The following is a 13639-nucleotide window of genomic DNA, read 5'->3' as shown; positions in this document are numbered from 1 at the left end:
AACATTGATCAAGAGGTTTGCGTCACCCGAGTGGTTCCAGGTGACGCAAACCTCTTGATCAACTAGCTGGGGTTGGGCCTCAGCGGCCGGCGCAACTCACCGTGGGGGCGCCGTTGGTTCCCGTGGAGCTGGCCAGGAAGCCGAACGTCACGGTCCCCGACGGTGCGACAGTGCCGTTGTAGGCCACGTTTGTCGCCGTCACCGACGAGCCGGACGACGTCTGTGTCGCGCCCCAGATCTGGCTGATCGACTGCCCGTTGGGCCAGGTCCAACTCGCGGTCCAGCCGGAGAACGCCGAACTGCCGTTGTTCCGGATCGTGACCTCGCCCTGGAAGCCACCCTGCCAGGAACTCGTCACCTTGTAGGTGGCCACGCAGGCACCACCGGCCGGCGGCGGCGGGGTGGTGGTCGTCGGCGGCGGGTCGGTCGGCCCCGGCGTCGGCGTGGTCGGCGTCGGCGTCGGGGTGGTCGGCGTCGGGGTCGGCGACGTCGTGCCACCCTTCACGCCGGTCACCTGACCGTTGCCACCGTCGAAGACCACGTCGGAGCAGCCGAAGAAGTTCTCCTGCGAGTCCGAGCGGACCCAGCGGGAGTAGACGATGTGCTGGCCGCTCTTGCCCGACGGCAGGTTGCCGCTGAAGTAGTAGTGCCCGTCGTTGGTGCCGACACCGCCGCGCTGCGGCGGGTTCGTCACCGTGAGGAACGGTTGCTCCTCCAGGTCACTCCAGGCCAGCGCCCGGGTCGGGCTCCAGCTGTTCTTCGTGATGTAGAAGTAGAACGTGCCCGGGTGGTGCGCCCAGTTGCTGTACTTGAAGTCCAGCCGCGCACCGGTGGTCAGGTGGGTCAGCGGCCAGTCGGTGCGGGCCAGGTCGTAGCCGCGGTAACCGGAGTTGCCGCCGCTGCACAGCTGCCCGTCCGGGATGAAGCCGGTGGTCCGGCCACCGGCGTCGGAGCGCAGCACGCTGAACCAGTTGTAGAGCGAGTTCGCCCCGCTCTGGGCCACGGCGGCGGAGCACGCGGGATTGGTCGGCTTGATTTCACCGGTCGTGCTGAGGCCGTCCTGCCAGCACAGGTAGGTGCGGCTGCCGGGCGTCATCGCCGCGCCGTGCGCGGCGGCCGGCTGTGGACTGGACGCCAGGGCGACAGCGCCGAGCGCGAGGGTCATGGCCGCAGTGAGCAACGCGGCCATACGGGAACGGTTCACGGGTTCTCCTGACTCGCGAGGGGCGCTGCCTGAGCCGCCCCGCCGCAATCGGGTGGGATGTGGCGTGATCGCCCCGCTGTGGTGAGCGGTGCGACGATCACGGCGACGTGCTCCAGCGGGAAACAGCCGGTGGACGTGCGCCGTCGACGGTCCTTTCCTGGACCGGTGCCCTCGCGTCCAACCAACCCGGCAACCGGCGGCGCCGCAGCCCTCGCACCGCCCGGTACGCGTCATCCCACCACGCGACACGGCCGTTGCGCAATAGGCATTCCTCGATGCAGAAGAAGACCCGCCGGTCGCCGTTGGACGCCATATCCTGCGTACGGGGAGCGGGAACGGAGAGGCGGCAACCGGTGCCGGACGTGTTCGACGAGGTGCACCGCCGGTGTCGCGACGACGAGCCGGTCGCGCTGGCCACCGTCGTGGCCACCTGGCACTCCGCCCCGCAGCCACCCGGCGCCGCCATGGTGGTGGCGACCGACGGCACGGTCGTCGGCAGCGTCTCCGGCGGCTGCGTCGAGGCGGACCTCTACGAACGGGCCCGCCGTGTGCTCGACACCGGCCAACCCGAGTTGTGCCGCTACGGAATCAGCGACGACGACGCGTACACCGTGGGCCTGACCTGCGGCGGCGTCCTCGACGTGTTCGTGGAGCGCGTCGACGCGAGCGCCCTGCCGGCGCTGGACGCGGTCGCCGCCGCCCGCCGCAGCGGCCACCCGGCGGCGATCGTCACCTGTGTGGCCGCCGACGCGGCCCTCCCACCAGCCCGCACCGGGATCGGCCCGGCCGACACCGACGGCCCGCCGGCCCAGGCGGGTCACCCGCCGGGTGTCGGGCCGAGCGACCCGGCCCGGCGGCTCGGCCGGCGACTGGCGCTGACCGGCCAGCGGACCGTCGGCTCGCTCGGCGACGACCGGCTCGACGACGCCGCCAGCGCCGACGCCCTCGGGCTGCTCGCCGCCGGGCGCAGCGGGATCCTCCGGTACGGGTACCACGGGCAGCGCCGAGGCGACGGTGTCAGCCTCTTCGTGACCGCGTACGCCAGCCCGCCGCGGATGATCGTGTTCGGGGCGATCGACTTCGCCGCCGCGGTGGCCCGGATCGGCGGGTTCCTCGGCTACCGGGTCACCGTCTGCGACGCCCGGCCGGTCTTCGCCACCGCGCGGCGCTTTCCCGAGGCGGACGAGGTGGTGGTGCAGTGGCCGCACCGCTACCTGCGTACGGAGTTGGCAGCCGATCGGCTGGACGAGCGGACGGTGGTGTGCGTGCTGACCCACGACCCGAAGTTCGACGTGCCGTTGCTGGAGTTGGCGTTGCGCCACCGGCTGGCGTACGTCGGCGCGATGGGCTCACGGCGCACCCACGACGAGCGGCACAAGCTGCTCAGCGAGGCGGGGCTCAGCCCGGCGCAACTCGCCCGGCTCGCCTCCCCGATCGGGCTGGACCTCGGTGGTCGTACCCCCGAGGAGACCGCCGTGAGTGTGGCCGCGCAGATCGTCGCGGCCCGGTGGGGCGGCACCGGCCGCCCCCTCGCCGCGCTCGACGGGCCGATCCACCAGCCGGGGTAGCGCACCGGCCTTTCGGCGCCCGTCGGGCCGTGCGCTGTGCCAGCCTGATGCCACGGCGATCGGCTCGACGAGCGGCGGCCGGCGGCGACGACGAGAGGATCGGCATGGGATACGCGGTGGTGCTCGGCGAAGCGCTCGTCGACCTGCTCGACAGCGAGCTCGCCGGGGAGCGGGTCTATCGGCAGGCCATCGGCGGCGGGCCGCTCAACGTCGCCGTCGGGGTGGCCCGACTCGGCGGGGCGGCACAGTTCGTCGGCTCGCTCGGTGATGACGCGTTGGGCGGTCGGATCCGCGATTTCCTCAGGGCGGCCGACGTCGGGGTGGCTGGTGCGATCACGGTGCCGGCGCCGACCACTCTCGCGGTTGTCACATACGCCGGGCCGGAGCCGGACTTCCGCTTCTACGGCGAGCCGGCCTCCTACGGGCTGCTCGGCCCGGACGACCTGGATCTGGCGCTGCTGAAGGGCGCCGACGTGCTCTACTGCGGCTCGATCGTGCTGCTCCACCCCGGCACGCTGGCCGCCGCCCGACGTGCCTGGTCGCTCGCACCCGGCCTGCGGGTCTTCGACCCGAACGTACGCCCCCGGCTGCTGAACGGGCCTGCCGCGCTGGAGGGGTTGCGCGAGGTGGTGGCCGAGTTCGCCGCCGGCGCGCACCTGGTCAAGCTGAGCGCCGCCGACGCCGTGCTGCTCTATCCCGGTGAGCCGGTCGAGGGGGTGGCGGCGTACCTGCGGGAGCTGGGGGCGGCCACGGTGGTGGTGACGCTCGGCGCGGCCGGTGCGGTGCTGGCCGCCGCCGGCGCCGACCCGGTCCGGGTGCCCGCCCCCACTGTCAACGCGATCGACGCCACCGGCGCGGGCGACTCGGTGATGGCCGCGCTGATCGCCGACCTGCTCGTCGACGGCGAACCGGAGAGCCCGTCGGGCTGGGCCGACCGGGTCGCCTTCGCGCTGCGGGTGGCCGGCCTGGTCTGCGAATCCCCGGGCGGCGCCACCGCCATGCCCACCCGAGCCACCGTGCAAAACCGCTTCAACACCTGACCCCGCCGCGCCCCCGCGGGCGGGGATGCGGGGCTGGGGTTAGAGGTCGCCGTTCAGCTGGTGGTAGGCGCGGTGGGTGGCGACCAGGGCGGGGCGGGCGCCGAAGGGGGCCTCGGCGGCCACCCGCTCCGGCGGGGCGCTGCCGGTGTGCGCGGCCCGGATCAGCCAGGCCAGCTTCGCCAGGTCCGCGTGCTGGGCTCGGACGAAGTCGACGTCCACCGGGTCGCCGTGGCCCGGGATGACCACCGTGCGCGCGGTGGTCAGCCGCAGCAGGTCCGCGACCGCGTCCGGCCACTGCAAGGGGTACGAGTCCTCGAAGGCGGGCGGGCCGCTCTGCTCCACCAGATCACCGGCGATCAACACGTCGGCGTCCGGCACGTGCACCACCAGGTCGGCCTCGGTGTGCCCCCGCCCCGGGTGCCGCAGCAGCACCCGCCGGCCGCCCAGGTCGAGGACCGTCTCGACGCGCACCGTGTGCGTCGGGGCGAGCAGTGGGGTGTCGGCCAGCTCGGCGGCGAGCGCCGGGTGCTCCGCGCGCACCTCCTCGTACGCCTCCCGGCGCAGCCGCTCCGGCTCCTCGCGCAGGGCGGTGGCGGCCAGCTCGTGCGCGTACACCGGGCGGGGTGGGTCGCCGGCCAGGACGGCGTTGCCGAAGCAGTGGTCGTAGTGGTGGTGGGTGTTGACCAGCGTCAACGGACGGTCGGTGATCGTCCGGACGGCGGCGGCCAGCTCGGTGGCCTGGGCGGCCGACGAGAGCGTGTCCACCAGGAGCGCCTCGTCGTCGCCGACGACCAGTGTGACGTTGACCCGCAGCAGCGGCTCGGCCAGCACGTGCACCCGGTCGGCGACCTCGACGAAACCGGTGTTCACGACGCCCGTCCGGCGCGCTCGACGAAGCGTTCCCGGTCGACCAGGATCCGGTCCACCCGGCCCCGGGCCACCGTCTGGTCGCCGTCGCTGACCGTGACCTCGAACGACAGCCGGCGACCGTCGACGGTCGCCAGCAGCGCCTGCGCCCGGACCGTCCGGCCGACCACGGTCGGCGCCAGGTGCTCCAACTCGACCCGGGTGCCCACTGTCGTCGAACCGGGCGGCATCCCGGTCGCCGTCGCCGCGACGGTGGCCGCCTCGGCCAGCGCCAGCACCCGGGGGGTGCCCAGTACCGGCACGTCCCCGGAGCCGACCGCCTGGGCGGTGTCCGCGTCGGTGACGGTCAACTCGACCTGGGCGGTCAGGCCCGGCGCGAAGGCCGGCTCGGGCTGCTCCTGCATGGTCGTCAGCCTAGGTGCTGACCGGGCGCGCCGAGCATGCGCCCGGTGATCCGGGCCACCCACCCCCGACGACCAACGGGTGGTCCCCGTCCGTCGATGCCGCCACCGTCGTTAACCTTGACCCCGATGGCCGTCGTGACTGACCCCCAGCCCCCCGCCCGGACCGACCCGCCCGCGTCCCCGGACGGGGGTCGCCGGCGCGTCATCGCCATGACCGTCTGGGCGGTCGCCTTCGTCGCCGCGTGGCTGGCCATCGGGCTGCCCACCGACCCGGCGTACGCCTTCGTCTGGATCTGGCTCGCCACCATCGCCTGGAACAGTGATCGGCCCTGGCGTAGTCACCTGCGTTTCGCCCGGGACTGGGTGCCGGTGGTCCTGCTGTTCGTGCTGTACAACCTCTCGCGCGGGTTCGCCGACAACGGGGCCACCCCGCACGCGATGGAGTTGATCGTCGCCGACCGGTTCATGTTCGGCTGGGCCACCGGCGGCGAGGTGCCCACCGTCTGGTTGCAGCAGCACCTCTACCACCCGCAGGTGCACTGGTGGGATGTCGCGGCGAGCTGGGTGTACTTCTCCCACTTCGTGGTGGCGCTGACCGCCGCCGCGGTGCTCTGGCTGCGCGATCGGCACCGCTGGGCCGCGTACATGCGGCGTTGGGGTTTCCTGTGCGCGGCCGGCCTGGTCACCTACTTCATCTACCCGGCCGCCCCGCCCTGGTGGGCGGCGCAGAACGGTCTGCTCACCGAGGTCGCCCGGATCTCGACCCGGGGTTGGAAGGCGTTCGGCATGCACGGCGCCGGCAACGTCCTCAACGCCGGCCAGATCGCCTCCAACCCGGTCGCCGCCATGCCGTCGCTGCACACCGCGTGGGCGTTGTTCGTGGTGCTGTTCTTCCTGACCGCCACCCGTCGGCGCTGGTGGCCGCTGCTGCTCGCGTACCCGCTGGCGATGACCTTCACCCTGGTCTACTCCGGTGAGCACTACGTGATCGACGTGCTGGTCGGCTGGGCGTACGTGGGGCTGACGTTCCTGGTGGTCGGCCTGGCGGAGCGCGGCTGGGCGGCGTGGCGCGCCCGCCACCCGAAGTCCGGGTCGGACCGGGGCATCGGACGGCCACCCACGCCCACCGATCCCCCGCCCGGCGGGCCCGAGCCCTCAACACCACGGGCACCAGACACCAGCACCCACCCCGCGATCCCCGCCGACCGCTAGGTTCTGTCCCGCGGATCATGAGGGCCGCGCGTTCCGACCCGGAGCTGGTGTTCAGCGCATGACGGGTCCATCGGGTGGTAGCGACCGCACCTCGGGCTTGAGGCGACGGGCGAGGTGTTTGAGGCCGGCCATGGTGGCGGCGATCACCGTGATGAGGACCGCCAGTGGTAGCGGCTGACCGTCGAAGTGCTGCATCGCCGTGTTGGAGAGCAGCGGGTCGGGGATGAGCCATCCGGCGATGAAGCCGGCGAGTCCGACGCCGATGAGGACGGCGGGCCGGTGGCGGCGGACTGCGAGGCCGGCTCCGACAGCGACGGTGGCGGCGGTGAGGATCCCGATGACCGTTGGCACGGCGTCGGGAACGTAGACGCCGTGGCGCCCCCACTCGCCGGTGCCTTTCCAGGCGAGGATCCCGAGCGGGACGAGGGCCCACCAGAACAGGCGCGGCCGGGGCGCGGTCCACCGCTCGCGGGCGGCGATCGCGAGCAGGACGACGGTCAGGGCCGGCGGGGCGTACGCGAAGAGTTGTTGGCCAGGGTTGATTCCCAGGTCGGCACCGTTGAGCACGTCGATGACGAACCAACCGACGGTGACCGTCAGGAATATCGCCTGCAGGGTGAGCGCGGTCCGGGGCGCGCCGCACAGCCAGGCGATCAGCGGTGCGAGGGGCAGCAGGCCGAGAGCGACCAGCTGCGGCCAGCTGGCGATGATGGCCGACATGTCGGTGGCGAGGACGGCGCCGGTGAACAGGTCCAGGGTGTGACCGGCGGGCTGGGTGCCGGCGGCGACGAGCAGGGCGGTGAGCCCGGTGGTCAGGGCCGTGGTGGTGACGGGCGTGGTGAGCCGCAGCCGGATCGCCAGGGCGATGATGTTCAGTGTCTCGTGCCAGCTCGGGTGTCGGCGGCCGTGGTCGAGGTCGAGCAGCAGTCCGAGCAGTTCCTCGCCGCGGGCGGTGCGGTGCGTGGCTGGCAGCAGGCGCAGCAGCCGTCGATATCGTCGTTCCAGAGGGCTCGTGTCCGGGCTCATCCGACGGTCCCCAGACGCGGGGCGTTGCGGGCGGCACGCTTGTTGAGGCGCTCCTCGGCGAGCCGGACAGCGGTGGCCATCCGCCGGCTCTCAGCGCGGATGGCGTCTGCCCCCGCGTCGGTCAGTCTGTAGAAGCGGCGCAGCCGGCCCTTCTCCACCTCGTCGTGGTCGGGGGCGATGAGCCCCTGGGTGACGAGGCGGTCGAGGGCCCCGTAGAGGGTGCCGGCGCGTAACCGGATCCTGCCGCCGGTCATCTCGTCGACCTCTGTCACCACTGCGTAGCCGTGGCGGGGTTGGTCGGCGAGGGCGGAGAGGATCAGGAACGTCTGTTCGCTGATGTCCATCTGCTATATGTACCGCACGGCGATATATATCGCAATGACGTGGACGTGGCGGAGTGGCGGGAAGGGGCACGGTCAGGGTTGGGTGCGGGCCTGGTGGGCTCTTGTGGTCAGGTCGGCGGCCAGGGCCCAGGCCTCGGCGAGGTCGCGGTCCTGGGCGGTGGCGCCGGAGCCGCCCGCCGTGTCCGCGTGTACGGAGGCCAGGCCCAGCCGGCGTTGGATGGGCCCCTGAACGACTCGCACGCTCTGGATCCGGGCGTACGGCACGATCACCAGTTGCCGGGTGAGCCGCCCGGACCGGGTGGCGAACACCCGCTCGAACAGCCCCACGCCGAACGCGGTACGGCCCAGTGGGTGCAGCCAACGGGTCCGGCGCGGTGGTGGGCTCAGGGTGAGCGCGTCGAGGCGTACCCCGGGAAGCACCTCGGCGACGATCATCGTCGCCGTCGGTAGGTCGCCGACCGGCAGCAGCCGGTCGGGACGGTTGCGGTCGTCGGCCTCCGCGACGGAGTAACCGGCCACCTCCAGCCGCAGCCGCAGCCAGCCCTTCACCCGCCACAGCAACGGCCAGGTGGCCCGCACGGTCTGCACCCGCTCCAGCGGCACGGTCTGCGCCCGCGTCTCCAGCAGGCCGTTGTGCACCCGCAGCGTGCCGCCGTCGCGGGCCAGCCGGAAGTTCCAGTCGTCGAGGACCCGGCGGATCGGTTGCAGCAGCACACCCGCCATCGCGGTCAGGGTGCTCGCCACCGCGACGAACGACCACGACCCGGCGGTGAGGAACTGCACCACGACGAAGGCCACACCGAACGGGAGCAGGAACGCCTGCGGGGTGAGCAGTTGGCTGATCAGCAGGTTCTGGTTGCGTACCGCGTGCAGTGGCCGGCCCGGCGTGGCCGTCGGCGGCGCCGTCGCACCCGGGCCCACCGGGGTCGCCGCGCCGCCGGGCGCGGGCAGCTGCGCCACCCGCCCGGCCAGCGCCAGCAGACGCTCGCGCAGCAGTGCCGCGTCGGCCACCCCGAGGTACGCCAGTGGCGCCTCGGTCTTGCCCCCGCCGACCACCTCCAGCCGCAGCTCCGCCAGGCCGGTGAGCTGGGCGAGTAGGGGCCGAACCACCTCCACGGCCTGTAACCGTTCCAACGGGATGGCCCGAGTACGCCGCCAGAGCAGCCCCTCGTACACCCTTAGCTCGCGGCCGACGACGTGATAGCCGGTGTTGTACCAGCTGACCACCGACAGCACTGTCGCGCCGAGCGCCAGCACCGCCACCATGGCGGCGAACCAACCGAAGCCCACCCGGGACAGCGTCGACCAGGACAGCCCGGCGATCACCACGACCAGGGACTTGGCGCCGTGCAGCACCGGGCTGAGCGGATGCAGTCGCTGTCGGGGCTCGCCCTCGCCACCGCCCGGTGCCGCCGGCCACGGCGCAGGCACCCCAGGCGGCACCGGCCCGTCAGGTGCCGCGCCAGGCGGCACCGGCCCAGCCGGTGCCGCGCCGACCGCGTTGGCGGGTAGCACCGGCCTCGGAGGCGTCGGGCCGGTGGGTGGCACGGTGCTCGGCTCGATGGGCCTGTCACTCATCGGAGCGGCCCTCGACGTGGTCGGCGGCTGCCCGCGTGGCTGCTCACAGCCCCTCCGCCCGGTCCTCGCCGAGCGCGGTGAGTCGATCGCGCAGCCGGGACGCCTCCGCCGGGCGCAGCCCGGGCACCCGGGCGTCGCTCGCCGCCGCCGCGGTGTGCAATTGCACGGTGGCCAGGTCGAAGGCGCGCTCCAACGGCCCGGCGCTCACGTCGACGAACTGCATCCGCGAGTACGGCACGATGGAGAGCCGGCGGACCAGCAGCCCGTGCCGGACCAGCAGGTCGTTCTCCCGCTCGGCGTACCCCCAGGCCCGGACCGCGCGGACGATCGCGACGGCCCGCCACGCGCCGAGCACCAGTACGACGGCGACGGCGAGCCCGAACAGCCAGTGGCCGCTGAGCGCCCAGCCGGCCCCCGTCACCGCCAGCCCGACGGCGACCACGATCGCCAGCCGGATCAGCTCCACCCAGATCAGGTCGGTGGAGATCGGCTGCCAGTTGACAGTGGCCGGCCAGGGCTCCAGTGGACCTCGGCCACCCGGGGCGGCCGTCAGCAGCGGGCCGGGCTCGGGCGGCAGGAGGCCGGGGGGTGGCAGGTCGGGTGGGCGCTGGTCGGCGGCGGTCGCCGGCCGGTGACCGGGTGGCAGCGCGCCCGGTGGCAGCGGGGCGGGCGTCGAGACATCGGGCGCCGCTGGCTCCGGGCCGAGCGTGCCGGGTGCCGGGAACGCGCCGGGTGGCGGCTCGACGCCGGGTGGCGCGATGGCCGGGATGGGCGGCCAGGACGGGGAGGTGGGGCCGGGGGAAGCCGGAGGGTCGCCGCTCACAGGTCGAGCGTAGGCGATCCGGGCAGCGGAGTGACGGCACGCAGGAAGCCTCGCGCATCCAGGAAGTCACCGAGGCTGCCCCGGTGTTCGCCGCAGGCCAACCAGGTTTTGCGCCGATCGGCGGTGTGCAGGCGGGGATTGTTCCACTCCAGCGCCCAGACGGCGGCGGACCGGCAGCCCCGGGCCGAACAGACCAGGGGCTCGTCGGTGGGGGAGGGGATGCTCATCCCGGCCAGTCTAGGGCGGCGGGACGGAGAGCTTGAGCGCCGGGCGACCACGGGGGGAGTCGCCCGGCGACGGGGTGAATCGTACACGCGGCGGGCCGGTCCGTGCACACCCGCGATGCGGGATTCGGCTACCGGGGACGGCGCGGCCAAAAACGGCTTCTCCCCACCTCGACACTCAGCAAGGCGTGCGAGTCTTGATACCGCACGAGCCGCGACGACCGACAAACGCTGTGGAGGACCGGTGGCCCAGCCGACCATGCCCGACGCCCCGACGCCGAACGGAGCGGCACCTGCCCCGGTGACCACACCCGCGCAGGACGCCACCCTGCTGGAGAAGGCGCTGTTCGAGATCAAACGTGTGATCGTCGGGCAGGACCGGATGGTGGAGCGGATGTTCGTCGCGCTGCTCTCCCGAGGTCACTGCCTGCTCGAAGGCGTGCCCGGGGTGGCCAAGACCCTGGCGGTGGAGACTCTCGCCAAGGTCGTCGGCGGGTCCTTCGCCCGGGTGCAGTTCACCCCGGATCTGGTGCCCGCCGACATCATGGGCACCCGGATCTACCGGCAGTCGAGCGAGAAGTTCGACGTCGAGCTGGGCCCGGTCTTCGTCAATTTCCTGCTCGCCGACGAGATCAACCGGGCGCCGGCGAAGGTGCAGTCCGCGCTGCTGGAGGTGATGAGCGAGCGGCAGGTGTCCATCGGCGGGGAGAGCCACCGGGTGCCCGACCCGTTCCTGGTGATGGCCACCCAGAACCCGATCGAGCAGGAGGGCGTCTACCCGCTGCCGGAGGCGCAACGGGACCGGTTCCTCATGAAGATCGTGGTGGGCTACCCGACCGACGCCGAGGAACGGGAGATCGTCTACCGGATGGGCGTGGCCGCGCCGGAGCCGACCGCGGTGTTCGACACCCCGGAGCTGATCGCCCTGCAACGCAAGGCGGATCAGGTCTTCGTCCACAACGCACTTGTCGACTACGCGGTCCGGTTGGTGCTGGCCACTCGTGCCCCGGCCGAGCACGGCATGCCCGACGTCGCGCAACTGATCCAGTACGGGGCCAGCCCGCGCGCCTCGCTGGGCCTGGTCCGGGCGACCCGCGCGCTGGCGCTGCTGCGCGGGCGTGACTACGCGCTGCCGCAGGACGTGCAGGACATCGCGCCGGACATCCTGCGGCACCGGTTGGTGCTCAGCTACGACGCGCTCGCCGACGACGTGCCCGCCGACCACATCGTGCAGCGGGTGATGTCGACGATCCCGCTCCCGGCGGTCGCGCCCCGGCAGCAGGCCACCCCGCCGTCGATCGCGCCGCCGCCGGGCGCTGGCTGGCCCGGGCAGCGGCCGTGACCTCACCCACCCCTCGTCCGGCCCCCGACCGCAGCGAGGCCGTGCTGTCCCGTTTGCAGCTGCTCGTCACCCGCAAGCTCGACGGTCTGCTCCAAGGCGACTACGCCGGCCTGCTGCCCGGGCCGGGCAGTGAGGCGGGCGAGTCCCGGGAGTACCGCCCCGGCGACGACGTGCGCCGGATGGACTGGCCGGTCACGGCGCGGACCACCACGCCGCACGTGCGGCGTACGGTCGCCGACCGGGAGCTGGAGACCTGGCTCGCGCTGGACCTCTCCGCCAGCCTGGACTTCGGTACCGGGCAGTGGCTCAAGCGGGAGGTCGTGGTGGCCGCCGCGGCCGCCATCACCCACCTGACCGTGCGCGGCGGCAACCGGATCGGCGCCGTGATCGGCACCGGGGGCGGGGTGGCCGCGCCGGCCCGACGCTGGCGAGGCGCACCACCGCCGGCCGGGCCCGGGGTGCTCACCCGGCTACCGGCCCGCTCCGGTCGCAAGGAGGCGCAGGGCCTGCTGCGTGCCGTCGCCGGCACCGCCATCCAGCCCGGCCGCGGTGACCTGGGTGCCCTGATCGAGATGCTCAACCGTCCGCCCCGCCGTCGCGGGGTGGCAGTGGTGGTCTCGGACTTCCTCGCGCCGGCCGAGCAGTGGGCGCGGCCGATGCGCAAGCTGCGCGTCCGCCACGACGTGCTGGCGATCGAGGTGGTCGACCCGCGCGAGCTGGAGCTGCCCGACGTGGGCGTGTTGCCGGTGGTCGACCCGGAGAGCGGTGAGCTGCACGAGGTGCAGACCGCCGACCCACGGCTGCGGCAGCGCTACGCCGAGGCCGCCACCGCCCAACGGGCCACGATCGCCGCCGCCCTGCGCGGCGCCGGCGCGGCCCACCTGCGTCTGCGTACCGACCGAGACTGGCTGCTGGACATGGTGCGTTTCGTGGCCGCGCAGCGGCACGCGCGCACCCGGGGGACGACACGATGATCCGTTTTCTGCAACCGTGGTGGCTGCTGGCTGTGCTGCCGGTGTTCGCCCTCGCCGCGTTCTACGTCTGGCGGCAGCTGCACCGCCGGGCGTACGCGATGCGGTTCACCAATGTGGACCTGCTGCGTACGGTGGCGCCGAAGGGCCTGGGCTGGCGTCGGCACGTCCCGGCGACCGCCTTCCTGCTGTGCCTGCTGGTGCTGGCCGCCGCGCTGGCCCGTCCCGCGGTGGACACCAAGGAGCCGCTGGAGCGGGCCACCGTGATGCTGGCCATCGACGTGTCGTTGTCGATGCAGGCCGACGACGTGGCACCGAACCGGCTGGAGGCGGCCCAGGAGGCGGCCAAGCAGTTCGTCAGTGAGCTGCCGGAGAGTTACAACCTGGGCCTGGTGTCGTTCGCCAAGGCGGCCAACGTGCTGGTGCCGCCGGGCAAGGACCGCGACGCGGTGACCAGCGCCATCGACGGGCTGGTGCTGGCCGAGGCGACAGCGACCGGTGAGGCGGTGTTCACCTGCCTGGAGGCGATCCGGTCGGTGCCGGCCGACGGCGCGGCGGGCATTCCGCCGGCCCGGATCGTGCTGCTCTCCGACGGTTTCCGGACCTCCGGTCGGTCGGTGGAGGAGGCGGCGGCGGCCGCGCAGGCCGCCAACGTTCCGGTCTCCACCATCGCCTTCGGCACCGACACCGGCCAGGTCGACATCGGCGGGCAGTTGCAGCGGGTGCCGGTGGACCGCTTGGCCCTCGCCGAGCTCGCCGAAACCACCGAGGGTTATTTCTACGAGGCGGCCTCGGTGAGCGAGCTGAAGCAGGTCTACCAGGACATGGGCAGCTCGATCGGGTTCCGCACCGAGCCGCGTGAGATCACCCAGTGGTACGCCGGGGTGGCGTTGCTGCTGGCGCTCTGCGCGGGCGCGGTCAGTCTGCTCTGGTCGTCCCGGATGCTGTGAACCGGGCGCCGGGGGGGGGGGGGGGGGGCCCGGCGGGGGGGGGGGGGTGGGGGGGGCCCCCGGCGGGGGGGGGGGGGTGGGGCCGC

General features: G+C 73.2%; 14 protein-coding genes. 6 read left to right on the top strand and 8 right to left on the bottom strand.

The window, feature by feature from the left end; all coding sequences use genetic code 11:
* Window positions 1–79: 79 nt before the first annotated feature.
* Window positions 80–1189: a lytic polysaccharide monooxygenase gene (locus ABZU52_RS13550; protein WP_354971387.1), complete on the bottom strand. Its 1110-nt coding sequence runs from the start codon at window positions 1187–1189 to the stop codon at window positions 80–82.
* Window positions 1190–1557: 368 nt separating this feature from the next.
* Between ABZU52_RS13550 and ABZU52_RS13545 the strand changes: the two genes are divergently transcribed.
* Both ABZU52_RS13545 and ABZU52_RS13540 read left to right on the top strand, forming a co-directional pair.
* Window positions 1558–2772 (top strand): XdhC/CoxI family protein, encoded by a 1215-nt coding sequence (locus tag ABZU52_RS13545; protein ID WP_354971348.1) that lies wholly within the window; start codon window positions 1558–1560, stop codon window positions 2770–2772.
* Between the two features lie 104 nt (window positions 2773–2876).
* Complete coding sequence (locus tag ABZU52_RS13540) at window positions 2877–3812, top strand: PfkB family carbohydrate kinase (RefSeq protein ID WP_354971347.1); 936 nt, start codon at window positions 2877–2879, stop codon at window positions 3810–3812.
* Window positions 3813–3851: 39 nt separating this feature from the next.
* On the opposite strand, the gene ABZU52_RS13535 is transcribed toward ABZU52_RS13540, so the two are convergent.
* Together ABZU52_RS13535 and ABZU52_RS13530 are read right to left on the bottom strand one after the other, a co-directional pair.
* On the bottom strand, window positions 3852–4682 hold the full coding sequence (locus ABZU52_RS13535) for an MBL fold metallo-hydrolase (RefSeq protein WP_354971346.1): 831 nt from the start codon (window positions 4680–4682) through the stop codon (window positions 3852–3854).
* Complete coding sequence (locus tag ABZU52_RS13530) at window positions 4679–5083, bottom strand: hotdog domain-containing protein (protein ID WP_354971345.1); 405 nt, start codon at window positions 5081–5083, stop codon at window positions 4679–4681. Before ABZU52_RS13530 ends, ABZU52_RS13535 begins: the two co-directional genes overlap by 4 nt.
* A 126-nt stretch (window positions 5084–5209) precedes the next feature.
* Here ABZU52_RS13530 and ABZU52_RS13525 point away from each other — a divergent pair, with 126 nt between their 5' ends.
* A complete protein-coding gene (locus ABZU52_RS13525) occupies window positions 5210–6295 on the top strand; it encodes a phosphatase PAP2 family protein (protein WP_354971344.1) in 1086 nt (361 codons plus the stop codon).
* 51 nt (window positions 6296–6346) lie between these two features.
* Here the strand turns inward: ABZU52_RS13525 and ABZU52_RS13520 are convergent, their stop codons facing one another.
* From ABZU52_RS13520 to ABZU52_RS13500, 5 genes are all read right to left on the bottom strand, one after another.
* Entirely contained in the window at window positions 6347–7321 is a 975-nt protein-coding gene (locus ABZU52_RS13520) for a hypothetical protein (protein ID WP_354971343.1), read from the bottom strand.
* A complete protein-coding gene (locus tag ABZU52_RS13515) occupies window positions 7318–7665 on the bottom strand; it encodes a PadR family transcriptional regulator (protein WP_354971342.1) in 348 nt (115 codons plus the stop codon). Before ABZU52_RS13515 ends, ABZU52_RS13520 begins: the two co-directional genes overlap by 4 nt.
* Window positions 7666–7737: 72 nt before the next feature.
* Complete coding sequence (locus ABZU52_RS13510; protein WP_354971341.1) at window positions 7738–9243, bottom strand: PH domain-containing protein; 1506 nt, start codon at window positions 9241–9243, stop codon at window positions 7738–7740.
* 43 nt (window positions 9244–9286) lie between these two features.
* On the bottom strand, window positions 9287–9820 hold the full coding sequence (locus ABZU52_RS13505) for a PH domain-containing protein (protein ID WP_354971386.1): 534 nt from the start codon (window positions 9818–9820) through the stop codon (window positions 9287–9289).
* Between the two features lie 242 nt (window positions 9821–10062).
* Window positions 10063–10293 carry a hypothetical protein gene (locus ABZU52_RS13500; protein WP_354971340.1) on the bottom strand — a complete coding sequence of 77 codons (231 nt, stop codon included), beginning with the start codon at window positions 10291–10293 and terminating at the stop codon, window positions 10063–10065.
* Window positions 10294–10534: 241 nt separating this feature from the next.
* On the opposite strand from ABZU52_RS13500, the gene ABZU52_RS13495 reads away from it, so the two are divergent.
* The 3 genes from ABZU52_RS13495 to ABZU52_RS13485 are packed head-to-tail and all read left to right on the top strand — an operon-like array spanning window position 10535 to window position 13553.
* The gene (locus tag ABZU52_RS13495) at window positions 10535–11632 is read left to right on the top strand and encodes a MoxR family ATPase (RefSeq protein ID WP_354971339.1); all 1098 of its coding nucleotides are present in this window, start codon (window positions 10535–10537) and stop codon (window positions 11630–11632) included.
* Complete coding sequence (locus ABZU52_RS13490) at window positions 11611–12606, top strand: DUF58 domain-containing protein (RefSeq protein WP_354971385.1); 996 nt, start codon at window positions 11611–11613, stop codon at window positions 12604–12606. Before ABZU52_RS13495 ends, ABZU52_RS13490 begins: the two co-directional genes overlap by 22 nt.
* The gene (locus tag ABZU52_RS13485) at window positions 12603–13553 is read left to right on the top strand and encodes a VWA domain-containing protein (protein ID WP_354971338.1); all 951 of its coding nucleotides are present in this window, start codon (window positions 12603–12605) and stop codon (window positions 13551–13553) included. Before ABZU52_RS13490 ends, ABZU52_RS13485 begins: the two co-directional genes overlap by 4 nt.
* Window positions 13554–13639: the final 86 nt, after the last annotated feature.

The sequence above is a fragment of the Micromonospora sp. NPDC005220 genome, assembly GCF_040607895.1.
Taxonomy (GTDB): domain Bacteria; phylum Actinomycetota; class Actinomycetes; order Mycobacteriales; family Micromonosporaceae; genus Micromonospora.
Note: the sequence above shows the minus strand (reverse complement) of the source record. Positions and strands in the feature narration are given on the sequence as shown.

Excerpts from the sequence above, each read along its gene's own strand:
- ABZU52_RS13550 (WP_354971387.1), bottom strand. The coding sequence starts at position 1,189 with ATGGCCGCGTTGCTCACTGCGGCCATGACCCTCGCGCTCGGCGCTGTC.
- ABZU52_RS13540 (WP_354971347.1), top strand. The coding sequence starts at position 2,877 with ATGGGATACGCGGTGGTGCTCGGCGAAGCGCTCGTCGACCTGCTCGAC.
- ABZU52_RS13530 (WP_354971345.1), bottom strand. The coding sequence starts at position 5,083 with ATGCAGGAGCAGCCCGAGCCGGCCTTCGCGCCGGGCCTGACCGCCCAG.
- ABZU52_RS13525 (WP_354971344.1), top strand. The coding sequence starts at position 5,210 with ATGGCCGTCGTGACTGACCCCCAGCCCCCCGCCCGGACCGACCCGCCC.
- ABZU52_RS13520 (WP_354971343.1), bottom strand. The coding sequence starts at position 7,321 with ATGAGCCCGGACACGAGCCCTCTGGAACGACGATATCGACGGCTGCTG.
- ABZU52_RS13515 (WP_354971342.1), bottom strand. The coding sequence starts at position 7,665 with ATGGACATCAGCGAACAGACGTTCCTGATCCTCTCCGCCCTCGCCGAC.
- ABZU52_RS13510 (WP_354971341.1), bottom strand. The coding sequence starts at position 9,243 with ATGAGTGACAGGCCCATCGAGCCGAGCACCGTGCCACCCACCGGCCCG.
- ABZU52_RS13500 (WP_354971340.1), bottom strand. The coding sequence starts at position 10,293 with ATGAGCATCCCCTCCCCCACCGACGAGCCCCTGGTCTGTTCGGCCCGG.
- ABZU52_RS13485 (WP_354971338.1), top strand. The coding sequence starts at position 12,603 with ATGATCCGTTTTCTGCAACCGTGGTGGCTGCTGGCTGTGCTGCCGGTG.